This is a genomic window from Candidatus Marivariicella framensis (assembly GCF_982709265.1).
The window spans coordinates 1-22533 of sequence record NZ_CEXPNT010000012.1 but is presented as its reverse complement, the minus strand read 5'-3'; the positions used below and the strand labels follow the sequence as shown (position 1 = coordinate 22533).

The following is a 22533-nucleotide window of genomic DNA, read 5'->3' as shown; positions in this document are numbered from 1 at the left end:
TAATAAATAATGAATAAATTGAATTTTTCAAATTTCAAAGGAGATATTTTTGGAGGTTTAACCGCTGGAATTGTAGCTCTTCCTCTTGCTCTTGCATTTGGAGTTAGCTCAGGTTTAGGACCTAGCGCAGGTCTATATGGAGCTATTTTTGTTAGCTTTTTTGCAGCTTTATTTGGAGGAACTGAGACGCAAATATCTGGACCTACCGCACCTATGACAGCAGTAAGTATGGTTGTAATTGGTGGTCTTATAGCTTCTTTTAATGGTGACATTTCTAAAGCTTTACCCTCAATATTAACTATTTTCATGCTTTCTGGATTAATGCAAATTGGCTTAGGTTTAATTGGATTTGGAAAGTATATAAAATACATTCCCTATCCTGTTGTTTCTGGATTTATGACAGCAATAGGTGTAATTATTATTCTTACTCAAATCTCACCAGCAATTGGTTATTATCCTAAAGAGGACATAGAATTTGTAAATCAATTTAAGCCTCAAGCCGAGGAAATCATTTTTGAAAATATTATTAATGAAGAAATGAAGCAAGGAACTTTAGTTTTAGAAGAGATCACTGAAACTGTTCGAAGAGCTCAAAGTATTACTGAAGAGCAAATATTGAGAGAATCAAAAGTTTTAGCAGGGACAGAAGCTTCTGGAGTAATAGGATCCATTAGATTTTTATTTAATGCTATAGGAAATATTAATTTTTTAGAATTTTTTCTGGCCTTTGGAACAATTATAATTATTTATGGCTTCAAAAAAATTACTGTTGCTATTCCAAGTACTTTAGTCGCTTTAGTCTTTATGTCTGGGTTTGCAATAATATTTAATCTTGACTACAGAACTATTGAAACAATTCCAAGCGGCTTACCAATTCCAAATTTTAAAATTTTCTCTGAATATAGTATGAGCAATATCTCCCCATATATATTTACAGCCCTAACACTCGCATTGCTAGGCGCAATTGACTCTCTTCTTACTTCGGTGGTTGCAGACAATATGACAAAAACAAAACACAAACCAAATAAAGAGTTGATTGGTCAGGGAATAGGAAACACAATAGGAGCTCTTTTTGGAGGTATTCCAGGGGCTGGAGCTACAATAAGAACAGTAGTAAATATTAATGCAGGAGGAAAGACAAGAATTTCTGGAATGGTAGCTGGAATGATTTTACTTGTAATTTTATTAGCTCTTGGCCCAATAGCTTCAATGATTCCAGCTGCAGTTTTGGCTGGAATTTTGATTACTGTCGGATTTGGAGTTATGGACTACAAAGGTTTAAAAGCTATTCCATATATGCCCAAAACCGAGGTTGCCATTATGCTTATTGTACTAGTTCTATCATCTGTTTGGAATTTAGTTTATGCTGTTGGTATTGGACTTGTTATAGCCTCCCTAATGTTCATGAAAAAAATAGGAGATTTAACAACCGCAAAGTCATCAATTTCTTTACTAAAAGAAACTGCTTGGCAAGACGAGGTTAATATTCCGAAAAAAGTATTCATTAAACATATTGACGGTCCACTATTTTTTGGATCTACTTCAGATTTTCAACAGTTAGCAAAACAAATTCCTGAAGAGGCAGATGTTATTATAATTCGTCTAGAAAAAATGCCCTACATGGATCAATCAGGACTATATGCAATGGAAGATGTGCTAGTTGACTTGGTTGCTTCTAATAAAAAAGTTTTATTAGTCAATTTGATTGAACAGCCGATGTATATGCTCGAGAGAATCGATATTATTCCTGACTTAATTCCAAAAAGTCAAGTTTTTTCCAGCTTGGATGAAAGTCTTGCTTGGGTGAAAAAATATTATAATTAAAAATATCTTTTCATGAAATTATTTGAGATAATTAAAAATAGGCGTTCAATTATGCCAAATCAATTCAATGATAGGCCAATTAAAGAAAGTGAATTAAACAACATTTTAGAAGCTGCTAATTGGGCACCCACCCATAAAAAAACAGAACCTTGGAGATTTAAAGTTTTTAAGAACAACGCTAAACAGAAATTAGGAAATTTTTTAGCTAAAAAATATGAAAACACAACTGAGAATTTTTCCAAATTTAGACATGATAAAATAAAAGAGAAGCTGACGAAATCTTCAGTTGTAATTGCAATTTGTATGCAGAGAGATTTAAAAGAATCTTTACCAGAGTGGGAAGAGTTGGCTTCAGTTTCAATGGCAGTTCAAAACATGTGGCTTATGGCAAGTAATTTAGGTATTGGCTCATATTGGAGCTCTCCCTCATTAATGAATTATTTAGGCGAACATATTTCTTTATTAGAAGGTGAAAAATGTCTTGGATTTTTCTATATGGGAAAATACTCAGCAGAAATAGCATTAAGAAAACCAGGTGCTTTTGAGGATAAAATTGAAAGATTTTATTAATTTTTTTTAAGAATTTTACAAATTTCTGAAACAACTTGATCAACATTCTGCTTGTTAAAACATAAAGGAGGTTTGGTTTTAATCACGTTATTAAACTCTCCGTCTGTTCCAACAAGAATAAACCTATTTCTTAAACCATTTTTAATCTCTTGAGCAAGAATAGGGTTAGCTTCACCGGTAAGAGTTATAATTTCAATACCTAAAAAAAGCCCCTTACCTCTTACATCTCCAATAAAACAACTATCATTTTTTAACTTATTTAATTCTTTTTTATAGTAATTCCCTACTTCCATAGCTCTTGATTGTAACTCTTCATCATCTATAATTTCTAATACACTATTAGCTATTTCACAAGAAACAGGGTTCCCTCCAAATGAGCTAAAAAACTCAACACCTTCCCCAAAAGAAGTACTAATTTTTTCTGAGGTTATAACAGCCCCCATTGGGTGACCATTAGCCATTGGTTTTCCTATAATTACTATATCAGGAATTACACCTTGATCTTCGAAAGCCCAAAAATGATTTCCAGTTCTACCAAAACCTGTTTGGACTTCATCTGCAATGCAAACACCACCCTGATTTCTAATTTTAGAATAAATATTTTTTAAAAAATTATCTTGAAGAGGAACTTGGCCCGCACACCCTAAAATAGTTTCACTGATAAAAAGAGCTATTTGATTTTTATTTCTTTTTAGTTGATCATCAAACCCATTAATTGGTTCATCAATAGACTTTATTTCTTTTTTATAATCGGGAAGAGGGATTTTTAAAATATGGTCCTGTTGACCAATACCATTTGAGTTATTAAACTTGTAATCACTTATTTCAATTCCTATTTGTGTGTGCCCATGGTAACCCTGCTCAACGACCATTAGCTTGTTTTTTTTAGTATACCATTTGGCAATTCTTATTGCTAAATCAGAAGCCTCACTTCCTGAATTCACAAAGAAAACTTTATTTAAACCTATGGGAAATTTAGCAAGTAATTTTTCTGAATAATCATAAAGAGAATCATATAAATACCTAGTATTAGTATTTAATTTTGACATTTGACTTTGACCTATTTTAATTGTTTTCGGATGACAATGCCCAACATGAGGAATATTATTATAAGCATCTAAAAATGTATTTCCATGAGCGTCATACATATATTGAAAAGCAGCTTTTTTAAATAAAACAGGAGTGTTATAGCTCAGTGAAATATTAGAACTAAAAACCTCATTTCTTCTTGAGATTAAAGAAGATGTTTTAGTTGTTTTTAATTTTTTATAACCGCACGCTTTTCTAAAACAATCTTCTGCTTTATAAGGGCTTATTTTAACCCACCCCCTAAGCATTTTTAATATTTTTGACTCACTAATAGTTATATACTCATTTTCAGGATTTATATTTTTAGCCATTGCAGAATTACAAGCACTAACACAGAGTCTTAAAGCAACTTTATAATAAAGAACCTTAACTTCAATTTCTTCTAGAGGAATTAACGAATTATATGAAGTTATCAATTTTTCTGCCCAGCCTAAGTAGTCAGTCTCTCGATATGAATTATAAACAACAGCTATTGCCAATTCATTAATTAGATCTGAATATGAAATATCTCCAAAATCTATTATACCATTAACTGAATTATTTTCAACTAGTAAATTCCATTCATTCGCATCATTATGAATAATTGATTTTCTAAGTTTTTGACTAATAGGAACAACCTCAAACTCATATTGCTGAAAAAAGTAGTGAACCAGGTTTCTGTCTGAAGAATCAGCTATTTGGCTTATGGATTCTTTAGATAGTAAATGTGAATTTAAATTCCATTTGGATTCTTTACTTTTAATTACCGAATTATTCCAAAATTGCAGTTTTAGATTTAACCCGGCTAACAATAAACCTAACGACTTTGTTATTTGTTCAGAAGAAGTTATTTCTCCAATAAAACTACCCTCTAAGTGAGATAAAAGACGAATTATTATTTCATTCTTTTTGTAGTTTATCTTTTTTACATATCCACCATTTAAAAACTCAATAGGCTTTGGAGAGCGAAAACTTTTATTAGAATTTAAATATTTTAATGCTTCAGTTTCAGCTTTTAAAAATGGTAAAAGATTTATGTCGGTGTATGTTTTGAATATATATTTATTGTCAACTGTTTTTACTAGATAGTTTGTATTGTCATATCCATTTAGTTTTAAAATTTCAGTAGGCGTTATACCAAAATAAGATTTTAATAAATTATTCATATTTTAAATATACTAAATACAAAAAACCTCGCCAATTGGCGAGGTTTTAGTTTTATAAATAACGTTGAAAATTATTCAACTACTTCTTCTTCAACGGGATCTGGTTGTGTAGCCATAACCATTCCTGTTGCATCAAAATAATCTCCTGATTGAATAATTTTGCCATCTTTTATTCCAAAGTAATGATAGGAATCTACTGAAAATTCTTTTCCAGAAGCAATACTATTTCCTTTCCATGTACCATATACACGAACACTTCCATCAGCAGCTAAAGTTTCGGGGTCAACACCAGGAAGCCACCATTTAGCAGTAAAAGTTACCTTTTCAAAACCAGTCATGTAAAATTTACCTTGAGCTAAGACTTCTTTGTAACCAACTTCTCCAGCACCATACATTGGAGATTGGTGAACAATATTTTCATCTACCATAGATTCGAATAACTCATAATTCACAGGAGCTTGATATGTAAGAATGAATTTTTCAGCAATTTCTTTGTTTTGATTATAGAGACTTAAATCGGGCGGATTTTGACATGTAATTGTAAATAATGCAATAACAACAAGTAGTAATTTTTTCATTTTTATGTTTTATAGTTCTCTATAAAAGTATTGAATAATAACATCTAACACCTTATTTAGTTTAAATTAATTATTAGTTTTAAAGAAATTAACTCTCACAAATGAAAAAATATTTTTCACCAGCAACAACTCTTGTTATTATTGTTTATGCTTTTATGATAATATGTTTTTAATTAAAGAGGTTGGGAAATTTTAATTTTTTTGTATAAAAAATAAACTTTAGCAATGTATTTTTAGAAAATGAAATATGTAAAAAAGTTGACTATATACTTAATGGCATTTTTTTATGCTTATGCAGGAATAAATCATTTTATCAATCCAGATTATTTCCTATCCATTATGCCTACATACTTTCCCTGGCAACTTGAAGCGGTTTATATAAGCGGTTTTTTTGAGATTATTTTTGGAATAGGACTATTAACTAGGTATAGAAAATATTCGGCTTGGGGATTAATAATTCTTTTATTTGCTGTTTTTCCTGCAAATATTTATTTGATTGACAGCCAAGACGCTCAAAATGCATTAGGAATAACAAGACAAACTGCAATTATAAGAGCGCCTTTTCAGGTATTGTTTTTAGGTCTAGCTTTTTGGCATTCTAAAACATAGAGCTAGCATAAGTTCGATATTTAGGCTTTTTTGGTGATATTATTTCAAAAAGCTTAATGTCAGATAAAAGACTTATTTTTAGTTCGTTAACATCTGAGACTTTGAAAAAAGTTCCTTTTCCAAGCTCCTGATTATTTGTTTCAATATTTCCATTTAAAATAAAAAATGAATGAATTTTGTCATTCAAAATATCAAAAACATTATCTCTATGTTCTTTTTTAAAATCATATTCTTTAATTATAATTTCTGAAGACTCGATCTGCATTTTTGAATTAGAGTTTTTAATAATTTTAATAATTCTATTTTCTGATTCTATTAATTCAAACTCATCATTTTTGTAATCATCATAAGTAGCCTCATTGTTAAGTGTTTTAGATAAGTCTGGGTCGAACCATATTTGAAAAATCTCAGAATTTTCCATCAATTCTTCAGCATGAGATATCCCGCTTCCAGATCGAATTATTTGGACATCACCTTGGCTTAACGAAATCCATTTTTTTTGCTTTGTATCATAATGATTTATTTGACCTTTTAGAACAAAACTGCAAATTTCAAATCCCTGATGAGGATGAAGACCAATAGTGCTTTTTTTTGAATTAGTCCAAGCATGTGCCCAATAGAAAAGATTAGAATACGGTTTTAATTTTCCTCCATCACTCGGAAAACCAATTGGTTTGTTTTCAAGGATTTCTCCATTATTGAAATTACCTTTTGCCTGGAGACTTATTGGGTAGATTTCTATTGACATCTCATATTTTTTTTTCAAATGATTTAATACATGAATTAAACTCATTTTTCAAATCAATATTTATTATACCTAGTTTTGAGTCAAAATTTTGAAGAAAATCTGGAAGAGAGAAACTAGGAATATCTAGCTGGCCTCCTTTTGAAATTCTATCATGTGCCATTTTTAAGACAGTAATTGCTCCTCTTGACCCATCAGAAGTAGCCATTAAAAACATGGGTTTATTATACCAAACTATTTTTTCAATTCTTGAAATCCAATCAAATATATTTTTGAAAGCAGCTGTATAAGCTCCGTTGTGTTCTGCAAAAGAAATTATAATTCCATTGGCAGAACTCAGTTCTTTTTTGAATTGATAGGCTTGTTTAGGAATACCATTCTCTTTTTCAAAGTCTATACTGTAAATAGGCATTTCAAAATCATTAAGATCTAATAAATTAACTTTAGAATCTTTAATTTGACTAGCTGCATAGTCTGCTAATTTTTTATTGATAGATTTTTTAGAGGAACTAGCACCAAAAGCAACAATTTTTCTCATCACAATTTATTTTAAACAAAAATACATATGATTATTCAGTTATTCACCTAATTTCAGTAAAGTAAAGATTGTTTTTTAGTAACTAATTTTAATTATTTATAACTGAAAGAAAGTATTAATAACAAAGTTGAAATTAAATGAACGAGAGTGTAAATACCCAATTTTATTTTTTTAGTTAATAATTTAATTAATATATAAACAGCTAAAATAAATTGAATTAAAAAACAGGGAAGAATGAGTAACTCTTTGAAAACTCCAATTATTGTTGGCTCCCATTTTAAAAGATAAAAACTGAAAAAAAACAAAATTGTACTATTTGTAATTATAATTAAAAGCTTTAATTCTTTCATTTAAACTAATTTGACTTTTGATTTATTTAATCCAATTTCCTTCAGGATCTTCCAAATAAATTTGTAAAACTTTATCAAGCCTTTCTTGTACTTTATTTATATTTCCGAACCAATCAGAAAATTTCATTTCCTTAGTTTTTTAAAGCCATACATTCTATTTCTAATTTTGCATTTAAAGCTAAACCACTTCCTGCAAAAGCACTTCTAGCTGGAAGCTTATCTTTTTTAAAATGTTTAACATATTCAGCACTCATTTCTCCCCACTCAGATATATCAGAAAGCATACAGGTGCATTTAAAAACATCATCCATTGAGGACCCCATTCGATTTAGAGTGCTCTTAATATTCACAAGTATTTGTCGAGTCTCTGCTGTAATTCCTCCCTCAATTAATTTTCCATTTGGTAGAGTTCCAATTTCTCCAGAAAGGTAAATTACACCATTAACTATGCTTGCTTCAGAAAATGGACTGTTGTTTTTTATATGCTCAGGACTGTTTATCCTTTCAATACCTTGACTAAAACAAAAATTAGTTATTAAAATTAGAAAGCAAAAAAGTAAATTTTTCATATAAAATATATTTAAAGACACACTAGAATTAGCAGTTATTGTTCTAGGTATAACTATTTCCTGTCGGCTAAATGTAATTAGTATTAAGCAAGAAGAAGATAAAAAAAATGAAATTTTTCAAATAATCATTATTTGGTGACAGCAATATCGACTATTTGAGCAGCAAGTTTAGCGGTAATAGAGTCAACATCATAATCTGGATTAAGCTCAACTATGTCAATAGCTACGACTTTTTTTGTTTTTAAAATATATTCAAAAACACATCTAAAGAAATGAGTTGAAAACCCAAAAGGACCTGGCGCACTAACTCCGGGAGCATGAGAGGAAGCAAAGCCATCTAGATCTATACTAACATAAAGGTGTTTGTAATCTTTAAAGTATTCATCTATAACCTTATAAATATGATTGAGATTGATTAATGTGCAATCTTCATTTGATATATAATTAGCCTTAATGTCAGATGCTATTTTATATAGTGAGTTTGGATTTGAAAATTTTTGAATACCTACCGCCAAATACCTAACATCATTTTTAAACTCGTTCAATATTTGATAAAAAGGAGTGCCTGAATTTGAGTTTTCTATGGGTGGTCTTAAATCAAAGTGTGCATCGAAATTTATGATTCCAATTTTAGAGTTTTTAATAGCTTTATGTATACCACAAAAATGTCCATATGCTAGATCGTGACCTCCTCCAATTCCAATACTTAATTGACCAGATTTAATAATTTCATTTATTATACCTGAATAAACCCTTTGAGCAACCTCCATGTTACCTTGATGACTAATTACTGTCCCATAATCTGTGATTTTTTTCCCAGAAAAGTGAGCAGATAATTTTCCTAATTGTTTTCTGATTTCTTTTGGACCATTTACAGCTCCTTTCCTCCCCTTATTTCTTTTAACCCCTTCATCACTAGCGTAACCTAAAAGACCGATATCGCTATTAAAAAATTCTGATTTCAAATTACTTAAACCATCAAGATGAAGATGAATACATTCATGCCAATATTCGTTGGGAGAAGCTATATTTGAAATACGACCTTTCCATTCTGATCTTATTGGCGGATTATAATATTTATTTAAACTACTCACGAAATATTTATGGATTTTCCTTTAATGTAAACATCTTCAATTAAGTTTGATCCAAAAGCATAAGGAATCATAGAATATGATTTAATAGTTTTAGTTATAATGAAGTTTGCTTTCTTTCCTTTTGTAATACTTCCCAGCTCCTTTGATAAGCCCATGGCATGAGCTCCGTTTATGGTAGCTGCATTTATAGCTTCTTCTGGAGACATCCCCATTTTAGTGCAAGCTAGTGATACTACAAAATTCATGTTTCCTGAAGGGGCTGATCCTGGATTATAGTCTGAAGCTAAAACTAATGGAATATTCTGATCAATTATTTTTCTTGCAGGGGTATATGGAATTTTTAGAAAAAACGAACAATTAGGTAATGCAACCGGCATAGTATTGCTTTTTTTAATGGCTTCCAAATCTTTATTGGTTAAGACTTCAAGATGATCAATTGTAAGAGAGTCCATTTCAGTACAAAGAGCAACACCTCCAAAAGAATTAAATTGATTAACATGAATTTTTGGAATTAATCCATGCCTTTTACCTGCTTCTATAATTAATTTTGTTTCTTTAATTTCAAAATATCCTTTTTCACAAAAAACATCAACGTATTTTGCAAGATTTTTTTTTGAAACTATAGGGATCCACTCATTTACAATTTGATCGACATATTTCTTTTTTTTATTTTTGTATTCACTGGGAATTGCATGCGCTGCAAGAAAAGTTGCTTGAATTGAAGCAGGATAATTCTTTTTTAATTTATCAATAACTTCAAGCATTTTAATTTCCTCTAAAAGATCAAGGCCATAGCCTGATTTTATTTCTATTGCACCTGTCCCTAAGCTCATTACTTCCTCAAGTCGTTTCGAGCTTTCTTTATATAATTGCTCAAAAGAAGTTTTTTTTAGTTTTTTCGCAGAATTTAAAATACCACCTCCCTTTTTAGTTATTTCTTCATAAGTGGATCCGGCAATTCTATCAACAAATTCTTCTTCTCTTGATCCTGAATAAACTATGTGAGTGTGAGAATCACACCAGGTGGGTAAAATAAACTTTCCTTTAGCATCAACAACTTCATCTACCTCTATTTTAGGACAGGAATTCATTTTACCAAAGTCAATAATTTCATCATTATTAATTAATAAATAGGCGTTATTAATTTGAGACAATTTTTTCATTTCAAAGCCTTTTAAGTAAGTTTTGGGTTTACTTAAAGTTTGAAGAAGTCCTTTGATGTTTTTAAAAAGAATTTTCATTTGAACAGAGAATCTATTAGCTTATCATCTACGCTTTCTGGAATTATTACATTCAGATTTTTAGATCGATGCATTTCTTTTTTTATAGCAAAAATAGCTGGTTTATTTCTGGCCCAACTTCTCCTTGCTATCCCATTATTAACATCAAAAAACAATAATTTTTTTAATCTTTTTTCAGAATTTTTGGAGCCATCAAGGAGCATTCCAAAACCACCATTTATTACTTCACCCCAACCAACTCCTCCTCCATTGTGGATTGAAACCCATGTTGCGCCTCTAAAACTATCTCCAATTACATTATGTATTGCCATATCTGCAGTAAACTTACTTCCGTCATAAATATTAGATGTTTCTCTATAAGGAGAATCTGTTCCACTAACATCATGATGATCTCTCCCAAGAATAATTGGACCGATCTTACCCTCTGAAATAGCAGAATTAAAAGCTTTTGCAATTTCAATTCGACCTTGTGAATCAGCATATAAAATTCTTGCTTGAGATCCGACAACTAGTTTGTTCTTTTGAGCATCTTCAATCCATTTTATGTTATCATCTAATTGACCTTGGATTTCTTTGGGTGCTTTTTGTTTTATAGATAATAATACATTTTTTGCAATTTTATCAGTTTCTTCAAGATCTCTAGGATCTCCTGACGCACATACCCATCTAAATGGACCAAAACCATAATCAAAACATATTGGCCCTAATATGTCTTGAACATATGATGGATAACAAAAATCTGTTTCATCTTCATTTAAAACTTCTCCTCCTGCTCTAGAAGCTTCGAGTAAAAATGCGTTTCCATAGTCAAAAAAATATGTTCCTTTTTGAACATGAAGCTTTATGGCTTTTGAATGTCGCCTAAGAGATTCTTGAACCTTTTTCTTAAACAATAAAGGCTCATCTTTTAACATTGTATTTGCTGTTTCATAGCTAATACCTATGGGGTAATACCCGCCAGACCAAGGGTTGTGAAGTGATGTTTGATCTGAGCCAATAGTTACTTTTATATCTTCTTTTAGAAAGGCTTCCCAAACCTCTATAACGTTACCTATAAAGGCAATAGAGATTGTTTTTTTAATTATTTGAGCTTCCTTAACAAAGCTTACTAGTTCATTAATATTAGATATGAGAACATCTACCCATCCTTGATTATATCGCTTTTTTGCAGCGGATGAGTTAACCTCTACGGTTATCGATATACAGCCAACTATATTTGCGGCTTTTGGCTGTGCACCACTCATTCCGCCCAGACCTGAAGTAAGAAATATTTTTCCTTTTACAGATTCTTTTGCTTTTAAAACCCTCCTAAAAGCATTCATTAAGGTAATGGTTGTTCCATGAACTATCCCTTGAGGTCCAATATACATGAATGACCCTGCAGTCATTTGACCAAACTGAGTAACTCCTAAAGCGTTAAATCTCTCCCAGTCATCAGGCTTAGAATAATTAGGAATCATCATTCCATTTGTAATCACAAGTCTTGGAGATTTTTTTGAAGAGGGAAATAATCCCATTGGGTGTCCAGAATAAAGATGGAGTGTTTGATTTTTATTCATGGTAGCTAAATATTTCATAGTTAATAAATATTGAGCCCAATTTTGAAAGACTGCACCATTTCCTCCATAAGTGATAAGCTCTTGTGGATGTTGAGCTATATTAGCATCTAAGTTGTTTTGAATCATCAACATAATTGACTTAGCCTCATCAATTTTTGCAGGATATTCATTTAAGGGACGAGCATGAATTGAATATTTGGGTTTAAAGCGAATCATGTATATCCTACCGTATTCATTTAACTCTTTTGTAAAATCTAAACTAAGATCATTATGCCATTTTTTAGGAAAATATCTTAATGCATTCCTAATAGCTAGTTTTTTCTCTTTTAGATTTAAGATTTGTTTTCTTTTGGGTGCTGGGTTTAGGCTAGAATCAAATGATTTAAGTTCAGGAAGTTGTTGAGGGATTCCTTGTAAAATTTGTTCTTTAAATGTCATAACTCTGGATATACATTAAAAGCTTGATTTTCAATTAGTCCTGTTATTATTTCAATATCAGTACTTAAGATTCGGTCTTGTTCTAGTTTTTTAACATTTTCACGAACTAGAGTAAGTGTTTTTTCAATGGCTGAAGAAAATTTATTTGGACGTCTAAATTCTAATGCTTGTGCAGAATGTAATAATTCAATTGCAAGAATTTTTTCCAAATTATCTATAACTTCAAGGCATTTGCGACCAGAAATACTCCCCATAGAAACATGGTCTTCTTGACCCATTCCTGTGGGAATGCTATCGACAGATGAAGGAAAGCATAGTGATTTATTTTCTGAAACTAAAGCTGCAGTAGTGTATTGCGTAATCATGAATCCTGAATTAAGTCCAGGATTTTCAGTAAGCATGGCTGGTAAGCCATGTAACCCCTCTAACAGTAAATAACTCCTTCTATCTGAAATATTACCTATTTCAGCTGCTGCAATTTTTAAATAGTCAAGAGCAATGGCTAAAGGTTGACCATGGAAGTTACCTCCAGATATGGCAGTATTATCATCAATAATTACTGGATTATCTGTAACTGAGTTAATCTCAATAACAACCAATTCTTGAACATGACTTAATGCGTTTCTTGATGCGCCATGAACTTGAGGAGTGCACCTGATAGAGTAGGGATCTTGAACTCGATCACAGTCTTTGTGAGAATCTGAGTTTTGCGAGTTTTTTAATAACCCTCTTATACGCCTAGCTACTTTTTTGTTTCCAATAAAAGGTCTTAGTTCATGAAGTTCTTTTTTAAAAGGAGTAAGACTTCCTTGAAACCCCTCTAATGACATTGCAGCTATTAAATCTGCTAAATCCATTAGATAATCTAGTTTTGATATTGCTTTTATAGCGTGAGCTAAAATGAACTGCGTTCCATTAATAAGAGCAAGCCCCTCTTTAGCATGTAAATTAAAAGGTTCTAATTTATGATTCTTTAAAACAGTTATTGCTTTAACCTTTTCTTTACCATCCCAGAAGAAACCACTTCCAATTAAAGGAAGGAATAAATGAGCAAGTGGAGCGAGATCTCCAGAAGCTCCCACTGATCCTTTCTCGGGGACGAGTGGAGTTAGGTTATTTTTAACAAAATAAATAAGACGATCTAAAACCTCTAAACGAATTCCAGAGTATCCATGAGATAAAGATTGGATTTTACATATCAACATTAGTTTTGATAGCTCTGGGTCTATAGGATTTCCCACTCCAACAGAATGACTTAGCAGAAGATTCTCTTGTAAAGCTTTTGTTTCTTTAGGTGAAACCTTTGTTGTGCAAAGAGGACCAAAACCTGTATTTATTCCATAAATTGCCTTTTCGCTTCCAGCCATTTTTTGGACACGCTCATAGCTTCGAATAATTCTCTTTTTTGTGAAATTATTAAATTTAATTTCATCTGGATTTTCCAAAAGAAAACAAATATCTTTTATTGATATGTTATTATTTTCAGTTTTTGACATACTTTATATGAATATTAAAGTAAAAACTAATTTTTAGTTTTTACATCTTTAAACAATGTTTATTTTTTTAAATATTTGTAATGTACAACTACAAAGTTTTAATCTGTAAAATTATAAATTAACATCTTTTTTATGAGTAAACCATTAATTAATTCTCAAAACATATGGAATCCTAATATTCCCGATGGAGAACTAGTTTATTACCCAAATTTTTTAAATTTAAATAAAGCTGATGAATTATTTATTAAGTTAAAAAACACTATTCCATGGCAGCAAGATCCAATCAAGGTTTTTGGAAAAACTTATTTGCAACCTAGGTTAACTTCTTTGCACAGTATAAATAAAAATGAATATAGTTATTCCAATATTACCATGGAATCTAAGCCTATGACTGCTGAACTTATATACTTAAAAAATCAAATTAGTAATATTTTAATAAATGATTTTAATACAGTCTTGCTAAACCACTACAGAGATGGAAAGGATAGTAATGGCTGGCATGCTGATAATGAAAAAGAGTTAGGTGTAAATCCTGTCATAGGTTCAGTTAGTTTGGGTCAAGAGAGGGTTTTTCACTTAAAACATAAAAAAAATAAAACTGATAGGTTTAAAATCATGCTTCAGCATGGGAGTTTGTTAATTATGTCAGGATCTATGCAACACAATTGGCTTCATCAAATACCAAAAACTTCTAGAGTGATTAATGATCGTATTAACCTAACTTTTAGAAAAATAACCTAATTAGTAGGATACAAAAGGTTTTTTATTTGTTTCCAAGTTACTAATTTTATGTTATTATCAGTTAACACCTTTTTAAATTCAGGACTTGAAACTACTGCATAGTCTAGGTTTCTCCATTTTGATCCAAAAGCAATTCTTTGTGAAGTAATTTCCTGCATTTCATTGTCATCATAGCCAAGATGAACAATTATTTCATTTAATCCAGGGTTAAGATTATTTAGAATATCAATATAATATGTTGACCAATCTTCAAAAGAAACATTCTTGTCAGCCATATACATTTTATTTACTACAACTAAATTATTAGGTTTTAAAAAGTCACTATTAAAATGAGGTGCTAAGACCTGAGGCACAAAAACAGGTAGTTTATTTTTATTTCCAACTTCAATATAAATTTTAAAAAATTCAGGTGAGTAAAACAAAGCCCCTTCATGACTATCTAGATGGGTTGGATTTATTCCAATTGATTTTGCATAATCTATTTGTGCTTGTAATTCTTTTTTTACATCTAATGGATTTGCTCTTATTGTAAAAGTCTTTTTCTTTTCAAAAAAATCACCTTTATTATTAATTAGTGATGGAATTGAGTCATTAGGACTAATGCCTGACCATTTATAATTTTTCCACTCTGCAGTAAATGTTAGATGAAGACCTAAATCTGCATTTGGATTGTCTTTAAAATAATTAGCTACCTCAATTGTTTTAGGAGCAGGAATCATTACACTAGCAGAGTTAACATATCCATTACTAAGCGCATCAAAAGAAGCTAGGTTAACGGATTCAGATAAGCCTAAGTCATCAGCATGCAAGATCAATAATTTATCATCTTTATTGAATCCCAAAAGTTCAGACAAATTTTCATATTGGGAAATTTTATTTTTATTAAACATGAAGTTATATGCAAGTCTAATATCATAAATAGGAATATCATTTACGTTAAAATAAATTTTAATACTCCCTACTATTGTAACTCCCAAAAAAATGATAAGGAATAATGTTTTTAAATATGGACTTTTTTTCATAGAATTAATTTAAGGTATCTGTTCCTAAAAATTTATCTTTTTCATTATAAAACCATGATCTAATTTTTGGCATTTTAATACCACTTATTTCTTTTTCTTCTGAAAGTAAAATATATTCACCGTCATTTTCACTCTCTTCATGAAAAAACTGGTAAACTTCAAGTGCATATGATTTAGGGTTAAAATAAAAATACCAACGATCTTTTCCGACAGGTTCTTCATAGTCTACCGTTAAAACTAAATACTCCTTTCCTTTAAAATTTTTAGTAGTTACTGTAGGATTAATAATTGTTCCTGGATCCTTTAACTTCATTGGCAAACCATAAAGATACGTGTAATAATTTCTCATTTTTAATGCAAAATCACAGGTTAACCTATGTTTTTTTATTTCATCTTCAGAAAAAGTAGATTTTCCATTCAGAGTTATTTTACACAAATCATTTTCTACAATTTGTTCAATAGTATTTTCATCTTGAATAACTTTAGACCTAAAAAAGGATCTTAAAATATCAATTTCAACCTCACTATTTCTTTGAGACTTATCTGGTCTTGTCATTGTAATATTCATAACCCCATTAAAGTTATTCCAGGAATTATTTGGGTCATGATATGAAATACTTTTATTTAATAATTCTTCACCACTAATTTGGTTTAAATTATTAAAATCGGTTTTCATTATTTCATCCTCAAAAGAGGAGTAAACAATCAAACCTGAAAAGAATATTATGAATAGGTTTTTCATAAAAGTTTAATGTTTTATGCAAAATAACCATTTATGATTTAAACAAGAGGTTTTATAATATGCAGAGATTACATGTTTTTTTCATATTTTTAGATAAACTATGATTTTAAATCTAAAAAAATGACAACAAATAATTTTTCGTTTCGAAATATCTTAAACTTGACAATATGTTTATTGCTTTCATCAAACATAATTGCTCAAAAAAATTATTCAAAATCAAAATTAAAAAAGCATAAGACTGAGGCTGCTTCTATTGTAAATGACAACCATAAGCAAACCCAAGTTATGATTGATAAGATTTTTAGCTTTGCTGAATTAGGATTTCATGAAATAGAATCTTCAAAATATTTAACTAACATTCTAGAGTCATCAGGATTTGAAATAACTTACGGGGTTTCAGGAATTCCTACCGCTTGGTTCGCCAAGTGGTCTAATGGAGAGGGACCTGTTATTGCTTTAGGAAGTGATGTGGATTGTATACCAAAAGCATCTCAATATCCTGGAGTAGCATACCATAAACCAATTGTAGATGGAGCTCCAGGTCATGGCGAGGGTCATAATTCAGGAATTCCAATGAATGTAACAGCTGCTTTAGCAGTTCAGAAGATAATGAAGTCATCAGATATTAAAGGGACTTTAATTTTATGGCCTGGAATAGCAGAAGAGTTGGTTGCTTCAAAAGCATGGTTTGTTAGAGATGGATTATTTAAAGGAGTTGACATGTGTATATTTACCCATGTAAGTAGCAATCTAGGAGTTTCTTGGGGACAAGCTAGAGGAACTGGCCTTATATCTGTTGAATATACATTTGAAGGAGAGGCTGCTCATTCAGCAGGAGCTCCATGGAGAGGAAGGAGTGCTTTAGACGCGGCAGAACTAATGAATGTCGGCTGGAACTATAAAAGAGAACACCTGCATCCTTTAAAAAGATCTCATTCTATTTTTACAGATGCTGGAGATCAGCCAAATGTTGTTCCTTCAAAATCATCTATTTGGTATTACTTAAGAGATGTTAAATATGAAGGGATTATGAAGATGTATAATGATGCTAATAATATTGCTGATGGAGCCGCATTGATGACCGACACGAAAGTTTCATCAAGAGTCGTAGGTACTGCATGGCCAAGACATTTTAACAAGATTATAGCGGAAACGATGTATAAAAATATTGAAGAAGTTGGATTGCCCGAATGGTCAGAAGAAGATCAAGCTCTTGCAAAAGCAGTTCAAAAAGAGGTAAAATCAAATAACACTAAAGGATTGGCATTGGAATTATATCCAATTGGAAAACCATCAAAAATAATGGTTAGTGGTGGTTCAGACGATATTGGAGATGTTTCATGGACAGTTCCAACAGTTACCCTTCGGTTCCCTTCTAATATCCCAGGGCTTCAAGGACACCACTGGTCTAATGCAATTGCGATGGCTACTCCAATTGCTCATAAAGGAGCAACTGCTGGAGCTAAAGTTGTGGCAATGACAATTTTAGACTTTTTGGTTAAGCCTGATTTACTTTCTTCAGCAAATGATTATTTTGAAAATATTCAGAAAAAAGAGACAGAGTATAAACCTATGATTACTGCTGCTGATCCTCCTCCAATTGAGTTAAACACTCAAATAATGGGAAGATTTAGAAAAGATTTGGAGAAGTTTTACTTTGACGAAACAAAGTATGACACCTACCTGGAACAGCTAGGTGTTTCATACCCCACATTAAAGACAAAAGAAAATTAAATAAAGAAATTATGCAAAGTAGACGAGATTGGCTACGTTCCTCAGTTGGTTTAGGAGGACTTTTATTAGCTCCAGAATTAATGCTTTCTAACCAGGAGATTAAAAAATTTAATCCTCGACCATTTTTAGAAACAATAAAGTTAAGCTCAAATGAAAACCCATATGGACCATCAGAACTAGTTAAAAAAGCGGTTATTAAAGCTTTTGATCACGGCTGTAGATATCCTTATTCTTATTCAGATGCGCTTGCCGTTAAATTGGCAAAAAAACATGGAGTTGATCCTGAAAGTATAATAATTACGGGTGGCTCAACCGAAGGACTTAAAATAACGGGTCTTACTTTCACCCAAGGTGGTGGAGAAATAATTGCAGGACAACCTACCTTTCTAGCTATGATGACTTTTGCTGAGCAATGGGGAGCTAAAATCAATTGGGTCCCTGTTGGAGAAGACAAGGGTTATGATCTTAATGCTATAAATAATAAAATTAATGGAAACACAAAGCTAATTTTCTTATGTAACCCCAATAATCCTACAGGAACGGTTATACCTAAAAATGCTCTGGAAGATTTTTGTGTTTCCGCTAGTAAAAAAGCAATTATTTTTAGTGATGAGGCATACTATGATTTTATTCAGGAACCAGAATACCCATCAATGGATACATTGGTTAGAAAAGGAGCAAATGTTGTTGTGTCAAAAACTTTTTCTAAAGTTTATGGATTAGCAGGGCTTAGGATTGGCTATTTAATAGCCCCTCCTCATCTTGCAAAACAAATTAGAACAAATGTTGTTGCGATGAGTAATGTTTTAGCAATAGCAGCAGCAGATAAAGCAATAGAAGATCAAGAATTTTATGATTTTTCGTTGAACAAAATAAAACAAGGAAGGAAATTAATCACAGACACATTGGATGACCTTGGATTGGATTACGTTCCTTCTAACACAAATTTTGTTTTCTTCCATTCTAAAAAACACATTGATAAATTAGGAAAACAAATGCTAGACAAAGGAATTAGGATAGGAAGACCATTTCCTCCATTCTATGATTGGTGTAGGATTAGTGTAGGAACTTTACCTGAAGTCCAAGCTTTTACTATTGCGCTTAAAGAAGTCTATCAAGAAAGTTAATTACTAAGGGTTACTTTTTAAGTATATTGGACTTTTATTCATAAAATGAAGAATACATTTATTAGCATACTTTTTTTAATATTAGTTCTGGCCTCTTCTTTTGTATTAGCATTATTAGTTGGAGATATTTCAAATGGAATTGATTTTTGGAATTCAATCACTCTAAAAAGCTGGGGTATTATTTTTGGAATTCAGATAGTTATATTTTTACCTTCATTTATCTTTAAAACTGAACATTATTTTGATATAACAGGAGGACTAACCTTTATATTAATCTTGGTATTCTTAACCTACAGCTTAATCACGAAGAGTGACTTGCTTTATTCTTTTAAATTAATTCCTTTATTCTTAATTAGTCTCTGGGCAATTAGACTAAGCTCCTTTTTGTTTTTAAGAGTAAAACGTAGCGGAAAAGATGTTCGTTTTGATGAAATAAAAACAAATTTTTTTAGATTTATGATAGCCTGGGTCCTTCAAGGCTTATGGGTTTTTATTTGTTTACTCCCTGTTATTATTATGGTAAGTTCAAATGAATCAACCAGCTTTATGTTTATTCTGCCAGGAGTTTCATTATGGGTAATTGGATGGCTTATTGAGGTAATTTCAGATATTCAAAAAACAAGATTTAATTCCAATTTAAAAAATAAAGGAAATTTCATAAGTTCTGGCTTATGGTCAATATCAAGACATCCTAATTATTTTGGAGAATTAATCTTATGGATAGGGGTTACAATAATTGCACTTCCTACATTTTCAGGGCTTCAATATTTGGGATGCATAACTCCCTTTTTTGTTTATTTACTTTTAAATAAAATAAGCGGGGTTAATTTGTTGGAAGAAATTGCAAATAATAGATGGGGAGATGATTCAAACTATCAAAAATACAAAAGAAAAACTCCCGTTTTCTTTCCCAAAATTTTTAATAAATGAAAGACATGATTAATAAACAGCAGATTTTAAAAAAGAGACCAGTGGGACTTCCAGATAAAGAAACTTGGGAACTTATTGAATCTAAAATCCAAGAATTGAATGATGGTGAAATGCTAATAGCTCAAGAATATATTTCTTTAGACCCGGCAATGAGGGGTTGGATGAATCAAACTCGATCATACATTCCTCCAGTTGAGTTAGGCGATGTTATGCGAGCAGGTTCTGTAGGAAAAGTCATAAAAACAAAAGGAAAAACTCTATTTCAAGTTGGAGATTATCTTTCTGGTTGGGGGGGTGTCCAAAATTTTTGCATTACAAAAGGAGAAAATTTTCACAAAGTAGATCCTTCAAGATCTTCTCTGTCTTCATACATTGGAATCTTAGGCATGCCAGGGATGACTGCTTATTTTGGAATTCTTGAAGTTGGAGAAATTAAAGAAGGAGATGTTGTTTTAGTTTCTGGAGCTGCTGGAGCAGTAGGAAGTATTGTTGGGCAAATTGCAAAAATCAAAGGGTGTAGGGTTGTTGGAATTGCTGGTGGAAAATCCAAGTGTAATTACTTAACGGAGAAATTGGGTTTTGATGGAGCTATTGATTACAAAAATGAAAATGTTGCTAAGGGAATAAAAAAGTACTGCCCTAAAGGAATTGACGTGTATTTTGATAATGTTGGAGGTGAAATCTTAGATTCAGCATTGATATTTTTAAGAAAAAATGCAAGAGTTGTGATTTGTGGAGCAATTTCACAATACAATTCAAAATCAAATATCAAAGGACCTGAAAATTATTTGTCTTTATTGGTTAATAGAGCTTCTATGAAGGGGATGGTTGTATTTGATTTCGCTCCTAAATATAGTATTGCCATGATAGAAATGGCAGGCTGGATCAAAGAAGGAAAATTAATTCATAAAGAAGATATTTACCATGGAATAGAAAATTTTAGAGAGACATTTTTAAGATTATTCTCTGGAGAGAAGATGGGAAAATTAATTTTGAAAATATAAAGATTAATAATCTAAAGACCATTTATTGCATAGAGTATTCCTTTTTCCAAAAGCTTTTGAAACCGTTCATCTTTATAGGTTTTTCCATGATGCCCTAGGCCCGTATAGAAAGATCGACCTCCTTCAAATTCATGATACCATGTAATAGGATGATTGGATCCATTAACACCGCCATCATATGTTTTTTCATCTAACATAAGAAGAGGAATTATGTTTAGATTTCTGAAATTATAATTGTACCACTCGTCTTCTATGGCCCATTTTTCCTCTAAGTGCTCGGTAAAAAAAGAGTTATTGGAAGTTTTATGAATTGTTGCCTTGGGAGTGCCTTTTGGGTGAGAAGCAAAATAGGCTCCAACTAATCTGCCATACCATGGCCATTCGTATTCTGTATCTGCAGCGGCATGAATTCCAACAAATCCTTTACCTGCGTGAATAAACTCTATAAATTTTTCTTGCTGTAAATCATCAAGTACATCAAGAGTAGTGCATAAAAAGATTATCGCATCGTAATTCAATAATTGATCAGATTTAAAACTTTTTTGAGTTTTAGAATGAACAACTTTAACACCATTATTTTTTCCAATTTCATTAATTAACACAACTCCTTGTTTAATAGCCTCATTATGAACATACCCATTGGTGTGGGTGTAAACAAGTATTTTTTTTTCTAAAGTGTTTGTTTGAGAAAACACAGCAATGTGAAATAACATTAAAGCTATTATTTTAAATATCATATGTATACATATTGATGTGATTAATCATTAATATAAAGTTATGAATTTATTTATATTTTCTAATTGCATTCTGCAAATAAGAACCTATTTAGCGTTGTCATCTTTATTTTTTTTATTATATTAGTTCGCTACACTATGCTCAAAAAAAGGAAACTAAAAACTACCTATGAAAAAAATTCTTTATTTATTCGTTCTATTAACCAGCTTTGCTTGGTCTAATGATAAAATTTCTGATATAGAAATATCCTTAACAAGTTCCTCTTACTTGAATGAGCTTAGCGTTTCATCTTTTACCATGGTGACGCAACAATCTACGAGTACAACAACTACCGCAACTAATGTCTGCCCAGAAGTAAATAGTTTTCAGCCAGAGTTGTATTTTCCCGTTGGAACTCAAGCATTTGATTTTCCATTGACAGAATTATTTTCTGATGCAGATGGAGACAATCTTTCATTTGACATTGGAACATCTAACCTAGGTGGAAACGCAACTGCATCATTAAGTGGATCAGTGGTTACTGTTCAATTCAGTTCTGGTATTGCTGCAGGAGACAGATACAAACTAGATACTTATGCTAATGATGGAACTTGTGGAAATAGTTTTGAATTAATAATAAATATAACTGCAGGAAATAACACAGGAACCGATTC

Annotated in this window: 21 protein-coding genes; 9 read left to right on the top strand and 12 right to left on the bottom strand. The window is 31.2% G+C overall.

From position 1 onward, the window contains the following. The first annotated feature begins 9 nt into the window (after positions 1–9). Complete coding sequence (locus tag AC34EU_RS05600; protein WP_489666674.1) at positions 10–1824, top strand: SulP family inorganic anion transporter; 1815 nt, start codon at positions 10–12, stop codon at positions 1822–1824. A 12-nt stretch (positions 1825–1836) separates the two neighbouring features. After that, positions 1837–2394 (top strand): nitroreductase family protein, encoded by a 558-nt coding sequence (locus tag AC34EU_RS05595; RefSeq protein ID WP_487534426.1) that lies wholly within the window; start codon positions 1837–1839, stop codon positions 2392–2394. On the opposite strand, the gene AC34EU_RS05590 is transcribed toward AC34EU_RS05595, so the two are convergent. Both AC34EU_RS05590 and AC34EU_RS05585 read right to left on the bottom strand, forming a co-directional pair. Beyond that, a complete protein-coding gene (locus AC34EU_RS05590; protein WP_487534427.1) occupies positions 2391–4628 on the bottom strand; it encodes an aminotransferase class III-fold pyridoxal phosphate-dependent enzyme in 2238 nt (745 codons plus the stop codon). The genes AC34EU_RS05595 and AC34EU_RS05590 overlap by 4 nt on opposite strands. A gap of 71 nt (positions 4629–4699) precedes the next feature. After that, positions 4700–5206, bottom strand: coding sequence for a nuclear transport factor 2 family protein (locus tag AC34EU_RS05585; protein ID WP_487534428.1), 507 nt, complete (start codon positions 5204–5206; stop codon positions 4700–4702). 240 nt (positions 5207–5446) lie between these two features. On the opposite strand from AC34EU_RS05585, the gene AC34EU_RS05580 reads away from it, so the two are divergent. Continuing rightward, positions 5447–5815, top strand: a complete 369-nt coding sequence (locus AC34EU_RS05580) for a DoxX family protein (protein WP_487534429.1) — start codon at positions 5447–5449, stop codon at positions 5813–5815. On the opposite strand, the gene AC34EU_RS05575 is transcribed toward AC34EU_RS05580, so the two are convergent. From AC34EU_RS05575 to hutH, 7 genes are all read right to left on the bottom strand, one after another. Then, positions 5805–6563, bottom strand: coding sequence for a pirin family protein (locus tag AC34EU_RS05575; RefSeq protein WP_487534430.1), 759 nt, complete (start codon positions 6561–6563; stop codon positions 5805–5807). The two genes, AC34EU_RS05580 and AC34EU_RS05575, sit on opposite strands and share 11 nt — an antisense overlap. Before the next feature lies 1 nt (position 6564). Then, positions 6565–7098 carry an NADPH-dependent FMN reductase gene (locus AC34EU_RS05570; protein ID WP_487534431.1) on the bottom strand — a complete coding sequence of 178 codons (534 nt, stop codon included), beginning with the start codon at positions 7096–7098 and terminating at the stop codon, positions 6565–6567. Between the two features lie 481 nt (positions 7099–7579). Then, positions 7580–8017 carry a RidA family protein gene (locus tag AC34EU_RS05565; protein ID WP_487534432.1) on the bottom strand — a complete coding sequence of 146 codons (438 nt, stop codon included), beginning with the start codon at positions 8015–8017 and terminating at the stop codon, positions 7580–7582. Between the two features lie 128 nt (positions 8018–8145). Beyond that, positions 8146–9111 (bottom strand): formimidoylglutamase, encoded by a 966-nt coding sequence (gene hutG, locus AC34EU_RS05560; protein WP_487534433.1) that lies wholly within the window; start codon positions 9109–9111, stop codon positions 8146–8148. Beyond that, positions 9108–10352, bottom strand: coding sequence for an imidazolonepropionase (gene hutI, locus AC34EU_RS05555; RefSeq protein ID WP_489696099.1), 1245 nt, complete (start codon positions 10350–10352; stop codon positions 9108–9110). Before hutI ends, hutG begins: the two co-directional genes overlap by 4 nt. Then, complete coding sequence (gene hutU, locus AC34EU_RS05550) at positions 10349–12349, bottom strand: urocanate hydratase (protein WP_487534435.1); 2001 nt, start codon at positions 12347–12349, stop codon at positions 10349–10351. The genes hutI and hutU overlap by 4 nt, the downstream gene beginning before the upstream one ends. Then, complete coding sequence (hutH, locus tag AC34EU_RS05545; protein WP_487534436.1) at positions 12346–13845, bottom strand: histidine ammonia-lyase; 1500 nt, start codon at positions 13843–13845, stop codon at positions 12346–12348. The genes hutU and hutH overlap by 4 nt, the downstream gene beginning before the upstream one ends. 132 nt (positions 13846–13977) lie before the next feature. Between hutH and AC34EU_RS05540 the strand changes: the two genes are divergently transcribed. Continuing rightward, on the top strand, positions 13978–14586 hold the full coding sequence (locus tag AC34EU_RS05540) for an alpha-ketoglutarate-dependent dioxygenase AlkB family protein (RefSeq protein ID WP_487534437.1): 609 nt from the start codon (positions 13978–13980) through the stop codon (positions 14584–14586). On the opposite strand, the gene AC34EU_RS05535 is transcribed toward AC34EU_RS05540, so the two are convergent. Both AC34EU_RS05535 and AC34EU_RS05530 read right to left on the bottom strand, forming a co-directional pair. Beyond that, positions 14583–15608: a polysaccharide deacetylase family protein gene (locus AC34EU_RS05535; protein ID WP_487534438.1), complete on the bottom strand. Its 1026-nt coding sequence runs from the start codon at positions 15606–15608 to the stop codon at positions 14583–14585. The two genes, AC34EU_RS05540 and AC34EU_RS05535, sit on opposite strands and share 4 nt — an antisense overlap. A 4-nt stretch (positions 15609–15612) precedes the next feature. Beyond that, complete coding sequence (locus AC34EU_RS05530) at positions 15613–16350, bottom strand: DUF6503 family protein (RefSeq protein ID WP_487534439.1); 738 nt, start codon at positions 16348–16350, stop codon at positions 15613–15615. A gap of 120 nt (positions 16351–16470) precedes the next feature. Here AC34EU_RS05530 and AC34EU_RS05525 point away from each other — a divergent pair, with 120 nt between their 5' ends. From AC34EU_RS05525 to AC34EU_RS05510, 4 genes are read left to right on the top strand one after another with little or no spacing between them, the layout of a single operon-like run. Next, complete coding sequence (locus AC34EU_RS05525) at positions 16471–18084, top strand: amidohydrolase (RefSeq protein WP_487534440.1); 1614 nt, start codon at positions 16471–16473, stop codon at positions 18082–18084. Between the two features lie 11 nt (positions 18085–18095). Continuing rightward, entirely contained in the window at positions 18096–19211 is a 1116-nt protein-coding gene (locus AC34EU_RS05520) for a pyridoxal phosphate-dependent aminotransferase (RefSeq protein WP_487534441.1), read from the top strand. 45 nt (positions 19212–19256) lie between these two features. Beyond that, positions 19257–20141, top strand: coding sequence for a DUF1295 domain-containing protein (locus AC34EU_RS05515; RefSeq protein WP_487534442.1), 885 nt, complete (start codon positions 19257–19259; stop codon positions 20139–20141). Between the two features lie 5 nt (positions 20142–20146). Beyond that, on the top strand, positions 20147–21145 hold the full coding sequence (locus AC34EU_RS05510) for an NADP-dependent oxidoreductase (RefSeq protein ID WP_487534443.1): 999 nt from the start codon (positions 20147–20149) through the stop codon (positions 21143–21145). A gap of 11 nt (positions 21146–21156) precedes the next feature. On the opposite strand, the gene AC34EU_RS05505 is transcribed toward AC34EU_RS05510, so the two are convergent. Continuing rightward, a complete protein-coding gene (locus tag AC34EU_RS05505; RefSeq protein WP_487534444.1) occupies positions 21157–21858 on the bottom strand; it encodes a ThuA domain-containing protein in 702 nt (233 codons plus the stop codon). Between the two features lie 190 nt (positions 21859–22048). Here AC34EU_RS05505 and AC34EU_RS05500 point away from each other — a divergent pair. Next, positions 22049–22533: hypothetical protein (locus tag AC34EU_RS05500; protein WP_487534445.1), on the top strand; the 485-nt coding region annotated here is incomplete at its 3' end.

Coding starts and splice junctions, on each gene's coding strand:
- AC34EU_RS05600 (WP_489666674.1), top strand. CDS start 10: ATGAATAAATTGAATTTTTCAAATTTCAAAGGAGATATTTTTGGAGGT.
- AC34EU_RS05595 (WP_487534426.1), top strand. CDS start 1,837: ATGAAATTATTTGAGATAATTAAAAATAGGCGTTCAATTATGCCAAAT.
- AC34EU_RS05590 (WP_487534427.1), bottom strand. CDS start 4,628: ATGAATAATTTATTAAAATCTTATTTTGGTATAACGCCTACTGAAATT.
- AC34EU_RS05585 (WP_487534428.1), bottom strand. CDS start 5,206: ATGAAAAAATTACTACTTGTTGTTATTGCATTATTTACAATTACATGT.
- AC34EU_RS05580 (WP_487534429.1), top strand. CDS start 5,447: ATGAAATATGTAAAAAAGTTGACTATATACTTAATGGCATTTTTTTAT.
- AC34EU_RS05575 (WP_487534430.1), bottom strand. CDS start 6,563: ATGTCAATAGAAATCTACCCAATAAGTCTCCAGGCAAAAGGTAATTTC.
- AC34EU_RS05570 (WP_487534431.1), bottom strand. CDS start 7,098: ATGAGAAAAATTGTTGCTTTTGGTGCTAGTTCCTCTAAAAAATCTATC.
- AC34EU_RS05565 (WP_487534432.1), bottom strand. CDS start 8,017: ATGAAAAATTTACTTTTTTGCTTTCTAATTTTAATAACTAATTTTTGT.
- hutI (WP_489696099.1), bottom strand. CDS start 10,352: ATGAAAATTCTTTTTAAAAACATCAAAGGACTTCTTCAAACTTTAAGT.
- hutU (WP_487534435.1), bottom strand. CDS start 12,349: ATGACATTTAAAGAACAAATTTTACAAGGAATCCCTCAACAACTTCCT.
- hutH (WP_487534436.1), bottom strand. CDS start 13,845: ATGTCAAAAACTGAAAATAATAACATATCAATAAAAGATATTTGTTTT.
- AC34EU_RS05540 (WP_487534437.1), top strand. CDS start 13,978: ATGAGTAAACCATTAATTAATTCTCAAAACATATGGAATCCTAATATT.
- AC34EU_RS05535 (WP_487534438.1), bottom strand. CDS start 15,608: ATGAAAAAAAGTCCATATTTAAAAACATTATTCCTTATCATTTTTTTG.
- AC34EU_RS05530 (WP_487534439.1), bottom strand. CDS start 16,350: ATGAAAAACCTATTCATAATATTCTTTTCAGGTTTGATTGTTTACTCC.
- AC34EU_RS05525 (WP_487534440.1), top strand. CDS start 16,471: ATGACAACAAATAATTTTTCGTTTCGAAATATCTTAAACTTGACAATA.
- AC34EU_RS05520 (WP_487534441.1), top strand. CDS start 18,096: ATGCAAAGTAGACGAGATTGGCTACGTTCCTCAGTTGGTTTAGGAGGA.
- AC34EU_RS05515 (WP_487534442.1), top strand. CDS start 19,257: ATGAAGAATACATTTATTAGCATACTTTTTTTAATATTAGTTCTGGCC.
- AC34EU_RS05510 (WP_487534443.1), top strand. CDS start 20,147: ATGATTAATAAACAGCAGATTTTAAAAAAGAGACCAGTGGGACTTCCA.
- AC34EU_RS05505 (WP_487534444.1), bottom strand. CDS start 21,858: ATGTTATTTCACATTGCTGTGTTTTCTCAAACAAACACTTTAGAAAAA.